Origin of the sequence: uncultured Eubacterium sp., from assembly GCF_934295145.1 — a bacterium.
Lineage (GTDB): Bacteria > Bacillota > Clostridia > Lachnospirales > Lachnospiraceae > Eubacterium_I.
Genome location: NZ_CAKRAS010000007.1, coordinates 22,715 through 36,926, shown reverse-complemented (window position 1 = coordinate 36,926; position 14,212 = coordinate 22,715). Strand labels below are relative to the sequence as shown.

12 protein-coding genes are annotated in these 14,212 nt (G+C 43.2%); all 12 read left to right on the top strand.

Going from position 1 to position 14,212, the window contains the following annotated elements:
* Nucleotides 1-43 precede the first annotated feature (43 nt).
* Nucleotides 44-925: an NAD(P)-dependent oxidoreductase gene (locus tag Q0I54_RS02450; RefSeq protein ID WP_296116144.1), complete on the top strand. Its 882-nt coding sequence runs from the start codon at nt 44-46 to the stop codon at nt 923-925.
* A gap of 38 nt (nt 926-963) precedes the next feature.
* The gene (locus Q0I54_RS02445; RefSeq protein WP_296116142.1) at nt 964-1,809 is read left to right on the top strand and encodes a sugar phosphate isomerase/epimerase; all 846 of its coding nucleotides are present in this window, start codon (nt 964-966) and stop codon (nt 1,807-1,809) included.
* 459 nt (nt 1,810-2,268) lie between these two features.
* Nucleotides 2,269-3,504, top strand: coding sequence for a Xaa-Pro peptidase family protein (locus Q0I54_RS02440; RefSeq protein ID WP_296116141.1), 1,236 nt, complete (start codon nt 2,269-2,271; stop codon nt 3,502-3,504).
* 151 nt (nt 3,505-3,655) lie between these two features.
* Nucleotides 3,656-4,432, top strand: a complete 777-nt coding sequence (locus Q0I54_RS02435) for an SDR family NAD(P)-dependent oxidoreductase (protein ID WP_296116139.1) — start codon at nt 3,656-3,658, stop codon at nt 4,430-4,432.
* 352 nt (nt 4,433-4,784) lie between these two features.
* Nucleotides 4,785-5,744, top strand: a complete 960-nt coding sequence (locus Q0I54_RS02430; protein ID WP_296116138.1) for a carbohydrate kinase family protein — start codon at nt 4,785-4,787, stop codon at nt 5,742-5,744.
* Between the two features lie 89 nt (nt 5,745-5,833).
* Nucleotides 5,834-7,258, top strand: a complete 1,425-nt coding sequence (locus Q0I54_RS02425) for a sigma 54-interacting transcriptional regulator (protein ID WP_296116136.1) — start codon at nt 5,834-5,836, stop codon at nt 7,256-7,258.
* 256 nt (nt 7,259-7,514) lie between these two features.
* Nucleotides 7,515-8,966, top strand: coding sequence for a 4-hydroxyphenylacetate 3-hydroxylase family protein (locus tag Q0I54_RS02420; protein WP_296116135.1), 1,452 nt, complete (start codon nt 7,515-7,517; stop codon nt 8,964-8,966).
* A gap of 158 nt (nt 8,967-9,124) precedes the next feature.
* Complete coding sequence (locus Q0I54_RS02415) at nt 9,125-9,427, top strand: NifU family protein (RefSeq protein ID WP_296116134.1); 303 nt, start codon at nt 9,125-9,127, stop codon at nt 9,425-9,427.
* A gap of 72 nt (nt 9,428-9,499) precedes the next feature.
* Nucleotides 9,500-9,967 (top strand): 3-hydroxyacyl-ACP dehydratase FabZ, encoded by a 468-nt coding sequence (gene fabZ / locus Q0I54_RS02410; protein ID WP_296116132.1) that lies wholly within the window; start codon nt 9,500-9,502, stop codon nt 9,965-9,967.
* 7 nt (nt 9,968-9,974) lie between these two features.
* On the top strand, nt 9,975-10,226 hold the full coding sequence (locus tag Q0I54_RS02405; RefSeq protein ID WP_294785857.1) for an acyl carrier protein: 252 nt from the start codon (nt 9,975-9,977) through the stop codon (nt 10,224-10,226).
* A 98-nt stretch (nt 10,227-10,324) separates the two neighbouring features.
* Nucleotides 10,325-11,842, top strand: a complete 1,518-nt coding sequence (locus Q0I54_RS02400; RefSeq protein ID WP_296116130.1) for an AMP-binding protein — start codon at nt 10,325-10,327, stop codon at nt 11,840-11,842.
* A gap of 14 nt (nt 11,843-11,856) precedes the next feature.
* Nucleotides 11,857-14,127 (top strand): acyl-CoA reductase, encoded by a 2,271-nt coding sequence (locus Q0I54_RS02395; protein WP_296116129.1) that lies wholly within the window; start codon nt 11,857-11,859, stop codon nt 14,125-14,127.
* The last annotated feature ends 85 nt before the right edge of the window (nt 14,128-14,212 follow it).

The window sequence follows — 14,212 nt, the reverse complement described above, 5'->3', positions numbered from 1 at the left end:
AAGATCATCTGAACGCAGGTGATGAATTGAGAGGTGTGTGAACATGAAAACAATTGGTTGGATTGGACTTGGAAATATGGGCAAGCCGATGTGCAAAAACCTGATCAATGCAGGCTATCCGGCGGTGATCAATGATGTATCCAAAGATCTTGTGGCGGATGTACTTGATTTTGGTGCACAGTGGGCAGATAGTCCGGCAGAAGTAGCAAAAAAAGCAGATTATATTTTTACAATGCTTCCAAACGGCGCAATCCTGCGCAGTGTGGCATTGGGTGATACCGGTGTGATCATGGGGATCGAGGCAGGCAAGATCATGGTAGACATGAGTACCGTTTCCGCTGCAGATTCCACCATCGTGGCAGAAGCGATCGAAGGCAAAGGTTGTGGATTTTTACGCTGTCCGGTGACCGGAAGTACGGGACCGGCGGCAAAAGGTCTGTTGGGTCTTCTGATCTCCGGTGATCCAAAAGTATATGAAGAAGTAGAACCGCTGCTTGACAAACTTGGCAAAAACAAATACTGGATGGGTGAAAAAGAAGAATCCCGCGTAATGAAGATCGCATTGAATACCATGGTAGGAAATACGACACAGCTTCTGGCGGAAGCCGTTTCCCTGGCAGAAAAAGCTGGTATTCCAGTAGAAAAATGCATGGATGTTATTTCAGGAAGTGCTGTAGGTAATCTGGTGGTTCAGTCAAAAGTAGATCTGATCAACACTGGAACATATACACCTGCTTTCAGTGTAAAAATGATGCAGAAAGATTTTGATCTGGCGATGGATACTGCAAAACAGTACGCGGCATCCCTTCCGGTAACCGCAATGGTTCGTCAGTTTTATAACGAGGCGGCAGCATGTGGAAAAGCAAATGAAGACTATGCCGTACTGGTACAGCGTCAGGAGAAAAATGTAGGGATTGACCGCTAGAGGAAGTGCCAATCGCCTGAAATAAGGAGGACAAAGCTATGGGAACTTATAATAACAAATTAATCGCAAGTCACTGGGCAATCGCAGGAAATCATTACTGTGGAGATCATGTGGAGATCGCAGATACCGATTTTAAAGAGAGAATGGAAACCATTGGAAAAGTAGGTTTTCAGGGAGCCGGATTTGTAGAACTTGATCTGTTACATACAAAAGAAAAATATGGTTATAAAGAAGCAAAAAAAATCGCGGATGCGAATGGAATCACAGAGATTGAAGTAGAAGTACTGGATAAATGGTGGGACTATGACAATGCGGAAGCACAGCAGACAAGAAAAAATGTCTTTGAGGCAGCAGAGCAGCTTGGAGCACGTCATATTAAAGTATTCGGCGCAGATGGTGATTGTGAGAAAGACCGTTTTATCGAAGAGTTTGCAAAACTCTGCAAAGATGCTGAGAATATCGGAACAAGAATCGCCATGGAGTTTATGCCATTTAAAAAAGATATGAACTGCATCAAACAGGGACTGGAAGTATTTCGTGCAGCAGGTGCCAAAAACGGTGGTTTCTGCCTCGATAGTTGGCATACCTTTATGGGGCCAAGTTCCTATGATGATATCGCGCTGATCAAACCGGATGAGATCGTGACCGTAGAGCTGGATGACGGTTATGCAAATCTGGTCAGTGGAAGCATGTGGCGTGATACCTGTGATTACAGATTACCGGCAGGCGAAGGTGATTTTGACTGTAAAGACTTTATCGAGCGTGTACTGGCTCTTGGTTATACCGGTACGATTGGTTGCGAGATCATCGCCATTGATCATCGTGAATTGCCGCTGAAACGTGCAGCAGCAAGAGCATATGCATCACTGAAACAGTATTTATAAGATACTGTTTTGGAGATATAGAACCTTTTAACTGTTTCTTTTTTATATTCCTGATACTATATGTACGAACAAAAGATACCGGCCTCAAACCAGCCAGTATCTTTTGTTATTTTTACAGAAATCTCCATTTCGTTATAAAAACACAACATATTTATGATACACCCCTTTTATAGATGCAAACAAAAGTACAGACAGCTGTTGAAAAAGACATGTATGTGCCAAATGAGTGTCAAGAATAAGAAGAATGGCACAAATCATGGCACAAAAATAACATTTAAAGACAAATAAAGCAGATAAAATAAGTATGTAAAAGATGAGGGAGGCTGAAAACATGCGGGGTTGCGGATTTTTTGCCATTTGCATGGAAAACTGGCACGTGAATTGCTCTATATATAGACATAAGAAACAGATAGAATACAGCAAAGTAATTCTAAGGAATACATAAAAGGAGGATATGCAATGAAAGCAGGATTTTGCGGCGTGGATTTTGAGGATAATGTAAAATATGACAGACTTCACGCAGATCGTCTCGAAAGAGCAAAGAAATTTTTAAAGGAGTCAGGATTTGGTGCATTACTGTGTTACGATTTTGACAATATTCGTTATATCACAGGTACCCATGTAGGTGAGTGGAACAGAAACAAAATGAATCGTCATTGCCTGCTTATCGATGGTGTAGATCAGCCAATCTTATTTGATCCGGCATGCCCTTCTAAACGTCAGAGAGTATCCTGGATCAGACCGGAAAACATTATGCCAGCAGTTGGATCCATGAGAGGATCGATTCCTTCCGAAGTAGGAATGGTAGACGAAGAAGTAAAAGAAATTGTAAGTTATCTGAAAGAATACGGCGTAGACAAACGTCCGCTTGGTATTGATATCGTAGATATCCCGCTATATCAGGGACTGGAGAAAGCCGGTATCACAATCGGCGATGGTCAGGCTCCGATGGTAGAAGCACGTATGATCAAGACAGCAGATGAGATTGAACTGTTAAAGAGTTCCGCTGCCATGGTTGACGCAGTATATTGGGATGTGGCGAAAAATCTTCGTCCGGGTGCAACAGAGAACGAGATGGAAGCACTGATCCAGCATCAGCTTTTCAAATGGGGCGCAGAGTCCGTAGAGTTCGTAAACTGCATTTCCGGACAGCGTGGTAATCCACATAGTCATACAACATCTAACCGTATGATTCGTCCGGGTGAGCTGGTATACTTCGATATCGGTAATGTATACAACGGATATCATACATGCTACTATCGTACTTTCTCCTGCGGAAAACCAACCAAAGCACAGGAAGAGGCTTATGCAAAAGCACTGAAATGGATCCGTGATGGTATCGATCAGATCAAACCAGGCAACACTACAGCAGATGTCTGCAAAGTATGGCCGTCAGCAGAAGAACTTGGATTTAACAATGAGAAAGAAGCATTCCTGCTTCAGTTCGCACATGGTATTGGTCTTGGTCTCTGGGAGAAACCGGCAATATCACGTCTGTTCTCACTGGATCATCCATTCGAGTTCAAACCGGGTATGACATTTGCCATCGAGACATGGTGCCCATCCGAAGACGGAACAGGAAGTGCACGTATCGAGGAAGAAATTGTTGTTACAGAGACTGGACATGAAGTTATTTCACACTTTCCTTCAGATGAAATCACATCCTGTGGTTTCCCAGGCTGCTTATTCCCGTAAAGCAAAGATTTATTCAGGAAGAAACAACGGTAGACATAGACGATGGTCTCGGAAAGAGGAGAACTTTCCGAGACATACCAAAATAAGATGTTTAGCATTAAAAAAATGCATGAACTAATATAAGAGAAGATATTTTCAGGAGGAAAAAATTATGGCAAACAAAATTGCAGTGATTACAGGTGCAAGTAAAGGTTTAGGACAGGAAATCGCATTTCAGTTCGTAAGAGACCTTGGATTAGATGTTGTGTTGGTAGCAAGAGGCGACTCCAAACAGACTGAGGAGAGAATTGCTGCTTTAGGAAGAACGGATTGCAGAGTACTTTCTGTTGCATGTGATATCAGTGATCCGGAAAAAGTTGCAGAGATGAAGAAAAAAGTAGATGAGTTCGGCGGATGTGATATCCTGATCAACAATGCAGGTATTTACCCATTCATCTTATTTGAAGACCTTGACTACAAGATGTGGAAATCTTACTTCGCAACAAATGTAGATGGACCTTACAACTGTCTGCAGGCATTCCTTCCTGGAATGAGAGAGAAAGGCTGGGGAAGAGTTGTAAATATTACATCTGACTCCTTCATGAATGGTCAGGAGCCGAAACTTTCCGGTTACATCTCCACAAAAGGTGCTGTTATCGGTCTGACAAGAGCACTTGCTTCTGAGTATGGTCCATATGGCGTAACTGTAAACTCTGTAGCACCTGGATTATTTGTCTGTGACCAGACAATCAGCAACATTGGTGGAGCACCGGGAGAAATCGAAGAAGGCGGATTCAATAAATGGGATCTTATGCTTGGCTTACAGTCTATCAAGAAATATCCGTATCCGGAAGATTTCACAGGAGCTATTAAATTCCTTGTATCTGAGGAAGCTGGCTTCATGACAGGTCAGACAATGGTAGTTGATGGTGGTATTGCCCGCGTATAACGTATCAAAGTTATAATTGTAATTAGACATAATATTATAATAAGTAACATTAGACATTTTCCTTAAAATAACCTGCTAAAAAATAAAACAGTGTCTGCGGGATGCTGAAAAAATACTTTAATACATACCCATTATGTTAAAAGAATTATTTGAAATAGTAGAACCCCTCCCATGACTATATCATGGGAGGGGTTCTACTATGAGATTAAATTTATACACAAATGTATGTACATTAAATGCGGACAATACAGTGACTTATGAAGTCTACATGCCACAGTAGACAGTTATCCTTTTACGATTGACGATTTACTAAGAAGCGGTATAATGAAATCTACTGAGGAGGAATTGAAAAATGGGAAAAAACATTGACATTGTCGCACTTGGCGAATTACTGATTGATTTTACAGAAGCTGGAACAGGCTCGGATGGTATGCGTTTGTTTGAACAGAATCCGGGTGGAGCTCCTGCAAATTTGTTGACTGTGGCCAGTCACATGGGATATCGGACCGAATTTATCGGAAAAGTAGGAAAGGATATGCATGGTGCATTTCTGAAAAAGACACTGGAGAAAGAAGGTATCGGTGTTTCCAACTTGATAGAGGATGACAGTTATTTTACTACGCTGGCTTTTGTTGCTATTGATGAAGAGGGGGAGCGGGAGTTTTCCTTCGCAAGAAAACCGGGTGCAGATACGCAGTTGAGTCCGAATGAGTTAAATACAGAACTTTTACAGGATTGCAAGATTTTCCACTTTGGTTCTTTGTCTCTGACTGATCAGCCTGCAAAGGATGCGACAATGACAGCAGTAAAGCTGGCAAAAGAAGCAGGTGCACTGATTTCTTATGATCCGAATTACCGTGCAACTTTGTGGAGCAGTGAAGCAGTTGCAACAGAAGCGATGAAATCAATGATTCCTTATGCGGATGTCATGAAAGTATCCGATGAAGAAAGTTTATTACTTACCGGGGAGGCAACTTATGAAGGCGCAGCAGATAAACTGCTTGCCATGGGTCCGAAGCTCATTGCAGTAACGCTTGGCAGCGAAGGGGTATTGATGGCGACGAAAGAGAAAAAAGAGCGCGTGAAGGGATTTTCCGTACAGTCCGTAGATACAACCGGTGCAGGGGATTCCTTCTGGGGAGGTACATTAAGCGCATACTTATCACTGAAAAAACCAATCGAAATCCTGACATGGGAAGAAATTCACCATTGTGCCGTATATGGAAACGCAACTGCAGCACTTTGTGTACAGAAACGTGGTGGAATCCCGGCAATCCCGACGAAAGAAGAAGTTGAGAAGATGTTAGCATAAGAATTGCTTTTTATATATTGCAAAATTGCAGAAAAATTCGTATTATAAGAGAAAGCGATGCGTTTTTGCAATGAATGAGGAGCAAATTTATGAGTATACAGGGAAAAAATACCGAAAATTTTCATGTGGAAGATTATCTGGAAGCCGTATTGGATAATTTTCATGACGGCATTTATATTACAGACTGTGAGGCAAATACCGTATATCTGAATCATAGTTATGAACTGATCAGTGGTCTGAGAAAATCAGAAATGATCGGGAAAAATATGAAGGATCTGGTGGAGGCAGGAGTAATTTCAATGAGTGGTACACTTGCTGTGCTGGAGGGTGGGGAACCGGTGACAAGTGAACAGATCTTTCGTACCGGAAAACGTGCAGTGATCACAAGTACACCTGTTTTTGACGGGGAGGATCATACGAATCTGGTCATGGTGGTGACATTGGTTCGCGAGATTACAGAAATTTATTCTATCCGCAAAGAACTGCAGCGCAAGGAACAGCAGAACCGTCAATATATGCAGGAACTGGAGCGCATGCGCAGAGAACTGGACGGAGATGTGGAGCTGGTGGCCGTTGCGGAAGCAAGCAGCAAGTTGCTGAAGTTTGCAGAAAAAATGGCTATGGTTGACATGCCGGTATTACTTTGGGGAGAAAAAGGTTCCGGAAAATGCCGGATGGCAAAGTATATCCATGCACATTCCAATCGCTCGGAAGCAGCTTTTCTGCGTCTGGATTTTTCTGCGGTGCCAAAAGATGACCTGGAGACGTATCTGTTTGGAAAACCGGGAAATGCAGAGCATGAGTCACAGATCGGTCTGCTTGAAAGTGCGGATGGAGGTACGCTGTATATTGAAGAACTGGCGGATATGCCGGGAGATATCCAGGGAGATTTGCTGTCACTGCTTCGGGATGGCTGCTGCATAATGAAGGAAGGCTATCAGCAGAAATTAAATATCCGGATGATTGCAGGAAGCCGGTATGCGATACCACAGTTGGAGAAAATGTCCAATATCAACCGACAGCTTCTGCAGCATTTTTCATTGTTTTCAGTGGAAGTACCTCCACTGAGGGAACGCAGGGAAGATATTATACCGTTGATTGAATTTTTCCTGAATCAGTATAATCATAAGACAGGTCAGAACAAGCATTTTGACAGAGAAAGCTACCAGTGTCTGAGTGACTATCCTTGGCCGGGAAATGTGCAGGAACTGCGGAATCTGGTGCAGCGGTCAGCGATTGTCAGTGCCGGTGAGGTGATTCGCGTGCAGGATCTGTTTTTACATGATCAGGTGGAAAAAGTGGAGCAGTATAAAGAAACGAATGTGTATCCGGATCAGACAGATCTGAAGATGGAGGTTGCAAAATTTGAAGCCGGATATCTGGAACATGCCTTTCAGAGATATGGAAATATCCGTGAGGCAGCGGCAAGTCTGGGAATGGACAGCTCTACGTTTGTGCGAAAAAGACAGAAATATGAGCAGCTTGGACTTATGAAAAACGAAAAGAGAAAATAAGAGAAAAACGGTTGAACGAAGAAGAAATAAATAATGAAAGTGGATTGTGAATATCTGCTTTTACATCGAAAAAGACTGCTGTTTGTGCACATTGTACAGGAAAATGAGCGCAAAGGGCAGTCCTTTTTTTAAAATCAAGTAATATTTTGTGAAACCTCATAATTGCAAAAATACATACAACGGTGTATAATTGCATCATAAACAAAAAAGTGATGCAAAAACGCAAATAAAAATGCAAAAATGGAGGTAAGACAAAATGGCACTTATGACAGGAGAACAGTATATCGAGAGCATCCGAAAAATGAACATGGAAATTTACATGTTCGGCGAGAAGGTAGAAAATCCGGTAGATAACCCAATCCTTCGCCCATCTTTAAATTCGGTAAGAATGACGTATGATCTGGCTCAGGATCCGCAGTATCAGGATCTGATGGTCGTTACTTCTCCGTTTACCGGCGAGAAGATCAACCGTTTCACACATATCCATCAGAGCACAGAAGATCTGAAAAACAAAGTAAAAATGCAGAGATTATGTGGACAGAAAACGGCAGCCTGTTTCCAGCGTTGTGTAGGAATGGATGCGTTTAACGCAGAGTTTTCCACAACTTATGAAATTGATAAAAAATACGGCACATCTTATCATGAGAACTTCAAAAAATTTATGAACTATTGTGCAACAAACGATTTAACCGTTGACGGAGCTATGACAGATCCGAAGGGTGACCGCTCCAAAGCACCTCACGCACAGGAAGATCCGGATATGTATCTGCATGTGGTAGAGCGTCGTCCGGATGGTATCGTAGTACGTGGTGCAAAAGCGCATCAGACCGGTATCTGCAACTCTCATGAAGTTATCGTTATGCCGACCATTGCTATGGGACCGGATGACAAAGATTATGCTGTATCATTTGCAGTACCGGTTGATACAGACGGAATCTTTATGATTATCGGACGTCAGTCCTGTGATACAAGAAAACTGGAAGGATCCCAGATGGATGTTGGAAACTGTGAATTTGGCGGTGTGGAGGCTCTGGTTGTTTTTGAAGATGTATTCGTACCAAACGACCGTATCTTCATGAATGGCGAAGCAGAGTTTGCAGGAATGCTGGTAGAGCGTTTCGCAGGTTATCATCGTCAGTCCTACGGTGGATGTAAAGTTGGTGTGGGCGATGTCCTGATTGGTGCGGCAGCAGTCGCAGCTGAGTACAACGGTGTTGCAAAAGCTTCTGCAGTAAAAGACAAACTGATTGAAATGACACATTTAAATGAGACACTGTTCTGCTGTGGTCTTGCATGTTCCACAGAGGGAACTGCGACAGAGTCTGGCGCATACATCATTAATCTGCTTCTTGCAAATGTATGTAAACAGAATGTAACACGTTTCCCATATGAAATCGTTCGTCTGGCAGAAGATATTGCAGGTGGTCTGATGGTTACAGCTCCATCCGAGAAAGACTTCCGTGATGAGAAACTTGGCAAATATATTGACAAATATTTCAGAGGTGTTGCAGATGTGACCACAGAGAACCGTCTGAGAATCCTTCGCCTTATCGAAAACCTGTCTCTTGGTACCGCAGCTGTTGGATATCGTACAGAGTCCATGCATGGTGCAGGTTCTCCGCAGGCACAGCGTATCATGATCGCACGTCAGGGTAACTTAGGTGCTAAGAAACAGCTTGCAAAAGCAATCGCACATATCGAGGAGTAGGCTTTTTAGCTGCGATTAAAAGTAAAAAAGTAAAGGTGCCTGCGTTCGTTTTCTGGTTGTACAGAAGGGAACGCAGGTATATAATTAAAAAGATAGATAGAATGTATGGAATCATCCGTAAACGATCTTATAGTTTTTAATTATGAGGAGAAACTACCATGGGAGAATTAGAAATCAGCAAAATAGAACAGGTTTTGGATGAGCGGGTGCGCCCGAATCTGGCTCAGCATGGAGGCGATATCGAGATTGAAAAACTGGAGGATGATATCCTTCATGTGAGAATGCATGGACAGTGCAGCGGATGTCCTTCCGCAGAGCTGACCTTGGAAAACCTGGTCAGTACAGAGTTAAAAGAAGCCTTTCCGGAACTGAAGGATGTAGTGTTGGTGACCGGAGTCAGTGATGACCTGATCGCACAGGCACGACAGATCATGCGTCAGAGAAAAGCAGTAAAGAAATGAAATAATATCTGTACATAGAATGAAACACAGAAAGAAATAGAAAAATGTCTGTATGCCGGAGTAGAATGTAATATGGTAGAACATAATATGATGGAAAAAGATGAAATAGAAAAAATTTTGCCGCACAGAGAACCGTTACTTTTGGTGGATCGTGTGACAAAGTTGTATCCGCCGGATCGAATTGAAGCAGAAGTGGATATTCAGACAGACTGGCAGATTTTTCAGGGGCATTTTCCGGAAAAACCAGTTTTGCCCGGGATTTATATTATGGAGAGTATGGCACAGACTGCAGATATCCTGCTATTGCTTATGGAGCAGAACAGAGGAAAACTTCCGTTGTTTTTTCAGGTAAGCCAGATGCGTTTTTACCATCCGGTGTATCCGGGAGAACGGTTGTATCTGAGTGCACAGCTTATCTGCGATGCAGGAAACGGTATGTATGACTGCAGAGTGACGGCCAAAACAGACGCAGGACGTGCGGCAGTTGGTATGATCACCCTTGCCATGAAAGCAGCATCAGGAAAAAATAAAATCGTATGAGGATAAGATGATGACGAATCTTGAAAAATATAACAAAATTATAAAAAGAAATTTACAGGCAACAGATGAGGATCTGAACGATGACGTGCTTGTATATAATAGATATAAAAAATGGGAATCTGTGCGACATGTAGATATGGTCGCAGACCTGGAAGAAGCATTTGGCGTGTTCTTTGAGACACTGGATATTACTTCCTTCAGTACTTACAGCAAAGGAATTGAAATCCTGGAAAAACTTGGTGTGGATATGAGTAAATAAGCGACATCGCTGATAGTCTTTTTTTAGATAAATGTTACCAAAATGTACGGTGATTATAAAATAATAGTTACAAATCATAAAAAGTAGAAGGTATGAAAATGTATTTTGAAATGGAATTAAAACCTGCAGACCGTCCCGCATTGCAGACGGATACAGGCATTTGCATTACATACGGTGAGCTGCGTGAGCAGATTGCAGAATTCAGACATGCAGTCCGCCGGCGCAGCTTTGTTTTTTTATTATGTGAAAATTCACAGGGAGCTGTGATTGGATATCTGGGTTGTTTGAATGTAGGAGCGGTGCCACTGTTATTGAACGCAGATCTGGATGAAACAGTGCTTCAGGATATGTATGAGCGGTATCAGCCGGAATATGTATGGATGCCGAAAAAAAAGAAAACGGTGTGGGAACCCTGCAGTTTTTTGAAAAAGCAGAAAAGAAAAGATGAAACTATCAATAAAAAGGAAGAGAAAAGCAGTGAGATCATATTTGAACTGGCAGAATATGCATTATATGCCACAAAAGCATCAAAGTGTGAACTGCATCCGGAACTGGCCTTGCTGCTGACTACTTCCGGAAGCACAGGAAGTCCGAAACTGGTGCGTTTGTCAAGGAAAAATCTGGAAAGTAATGCAGCATCAATTGTGGAATATCTGAAACTGACAGAATCAGAACGGGCAATCACCTGTCTGCCGATGCAATATACCTATGGCTTGTCTGTGCTTAACAGCCATTTTCTGGCGGGAGCCTGTGTACTTCTAACTACCAGAAGTGTGGTACAGCAGCAATTCTGGGATTATTTCAGATCAGCAGGAGGAACAAGTCTGGTGGGAGTCCCATATACCTATGAATTGTTTCAACGGCTGCATTTGTTTGATAAACAGGCAGAAGCTGGGGAGCAGCCATGGTATCAGCATCTTCGTTATATGACACAGGCAGGAGGCAGACTGAAAGAAGCCTTACAGCAGAAGGTTGGTGTTTGGGCAAAGGAACATGGAATCAATTTTGTGGTGATGTACGGGCAGACAGAAGCAACTGCACGAATGAGCTATCTGCCGCCAGAACAGTGTCTGCAGAAAATCGGAAGTATCGGCATTGCGATTCCGGGGGGAGCCTTTCATTTGGAAGATGTGGATGAGACAACCGGAGTCGGAGAACTGGTCTATGAGGGAGCAAATGTAACACTGGGAATGGCAGAAAACCGGACAGATCTTAGAAAGGGTGATGAACGAAATGGAATTTTGCATACCGGAGATCTCGCAAGAGTCGATGAAGATGGGTATTATTATATTTCCGGTCGCAAGAAACGGTTTCTCAAGATTTTCGGAATCCGTATCGGGCTGGATGAATGTGAACATATTTTGCAGAAAGCCTATGAAGAAGTTGATTGTGAATTCGTCTGTGTGGGAACAGATGATCATCTGCAGATTTATACAACGGATCAGATATGTGCACAGACAGCTGCACAACTGCTGGCAGATCGACTGCATATAAGCAACCGAGCCGTGCAGGCGTATTATATTGCAGAAATTCCGAAAAATCCTTCCGGGAAAACGCAATACAGTAAATTACAGGGTGAACACAGGTCGCAAAGTGAATGTCCGCTTTACCTATGAGGGAGGGGAGAAACTTGGAAGAACAAAGAGTACATGAAATATATTGTCTGGAAAAAGCACAGAAAGATGAGCAGCTTACTGCACAGCTAAAGGAATTGAGCATTTATCACAGGAAGCATTGCCCAGCTTATGCCAGAATGCTTGACTCATATGGTTTTGATGAGGAGAAAGTAACACATTACAGTGAGCTTCCCTTTCTTCCGGCAGGATTATTTAAACGACTCACATTGAGCAGCATGTCGACGGAACAGGATGAGTATAAGGTTATAACTTCCTCCGGAACAAGCAGTATGGCTTCCAAAATAGTTTTGGACGGGGAAAATAGAACACGTCAGCAGGTAGCACTGGCAAAGATTGGTGCAGATTTCCTTGGGAAAAAAAGACTTCCGATGCTGGTGATCGATGCACCTTCAGCCCTGTCCGGGATGCAGCAGTTTTCAGCGCGGGCAGCAGGAATCAGGGGATTTTCTCTGTTTGGAAGATACCGCACCTTTGCATTAAAAGAAGATATGTCATTGGATTTGGAAACGCTGGATCAGTTTCTGGAAAAATATGGTAATGAGCCGTTTTTGATCTTTGGCTTTACTTTTCTTATCTGGAAGTATCTGGTGCTGGCCTTAGAGCAGTTGGGGCTAAAAAAAGACCTGTCTAAGGGAATCCTAATACATGGCGGCGGTTGGAAGAAGCTAGCTTCTCAGGCGGTTTCAAAAGAGGAATACAAAGCAGGACTGCTCCGGGTTTGCGGCATTGCAGAAGTACATGATTACTATGGTATGGCAGAGCAGGCGGGCAGTATTTTTATGGAATGTGAATGTGGGCATTTGCATGCCTCTGATTATTCAGGCGTTCTCTTTCGGCGGGCTTCTGATTTTTCGCTTTGCAATATTGGAGAGCGCGGAATCATTCAGGTAGTGTCGACTCTTCCGAAAAGCTATCCGGGGCACAGTATTCTGACGGAAGATGAGGGCAGATTGCTGGGAGTGGATGATTGTCCGTGTGGACGAAAGGGCGCTTATTTTGAAGTGATCGGTAGATTAAAACATGCGCAGATCCGGGGATGTTCTGACACTTTCGAGAAGAATAACCGGCAAAAAGGTCTTCAATTTTTACTGGGCGATATTACAAGTTTGAATGAACTTGCAGAGCAAAGACCATATACTCCCTTTTCAGAGGAAACCATCAACTTTCTGGATACTTTGTATCAGACAATCCGGAAAGAAAATCATAGTGTGCAGGCTGCAGATCTGGCCGCATTTTCTTTTTGGTGCAGAAAAGGGAATTTAAAACATCTCAGGGATCAATACGACTGTCAGTGGAATGGGAAAAAGGTAATCGGAAGAGGTGTCGCATTTCACGTTGTTCCGTCTAATGTCCCGGTATTGTTTGCCTTCAGTATGGCTGCATCCCTGCTGGCCGGAAATCCAGTGGTTTTGCGGATGCCGGAAAAAGAGACCATGCAGGAGCGCATTATCCTTTCTTGCATCCGACAGGTGATGGAGCAGCAGCCGGAATGGAAAAAAAGAATCGTGATCGTTCGTTACGGTCATGAAAAAGAAGTCACAGATGCACTCTCAGAGCTTTGTCAGGTGCGGGTGATCTGGGGCGGAGACAATAGCATTCAGGAAATTCAGAAATCGGTATTGGAACCTGGAAAAACAGAACTTGCGTTTGCAGATCGCAGGTCAGCAGCTGTATTTTCAGCGGTGGAGATTTTGAAAAAAGAAGATTTGACGGATATTGTGCGGGCGTTCTATAATGATACATATTTAAATGATCAAAATGCCTGCTCGTCTCCAGCCCTGATTTATTGGCTGGGAACAAAGGTAGAAGTACAGCGCGCACATGAACGATTCTGGAAGGCTGCAGTTCCTTATATTCAAAGTAATTATGAACTTGGAGCACACCTTGCGGTGCAGAAATTAGAACAGGCCATGTATATGGCAGCTGTTTGTGAAAATGTACAGATTAAAAGTTATGGCGATACTGCAGTGCTGGTCTGGCTTTCTGTACTTTCACCGGAAGTTTGGGATGATACGGTGCCTGGAGGGTTTTTCCTGGAGTGTAGCGGAGAAAATCTGGAGAATCTTTATCCGGCACTGACAAGGAAATGTCAGACGTTAACCTGTGTGGGAATGGATCGAAGCCAGATGGCTGCGGAGCTGATCCGTTCAGGTGTCCTGGGTGTCGATCGCGTGGTAGAAACAGGACATGCGTTGGATTTTTCACTGATTTGGGATGGAATAGATCTGATCAGGCAGATGAGCAGGCAAATAGAACTAGTGTAGACTTGCAGAGATGCACAGAAGAATATGTCATGCATTGCATGACGTGCATCTCGCAGCAAGAATGCCGAGGGCATTCTTGAATAAT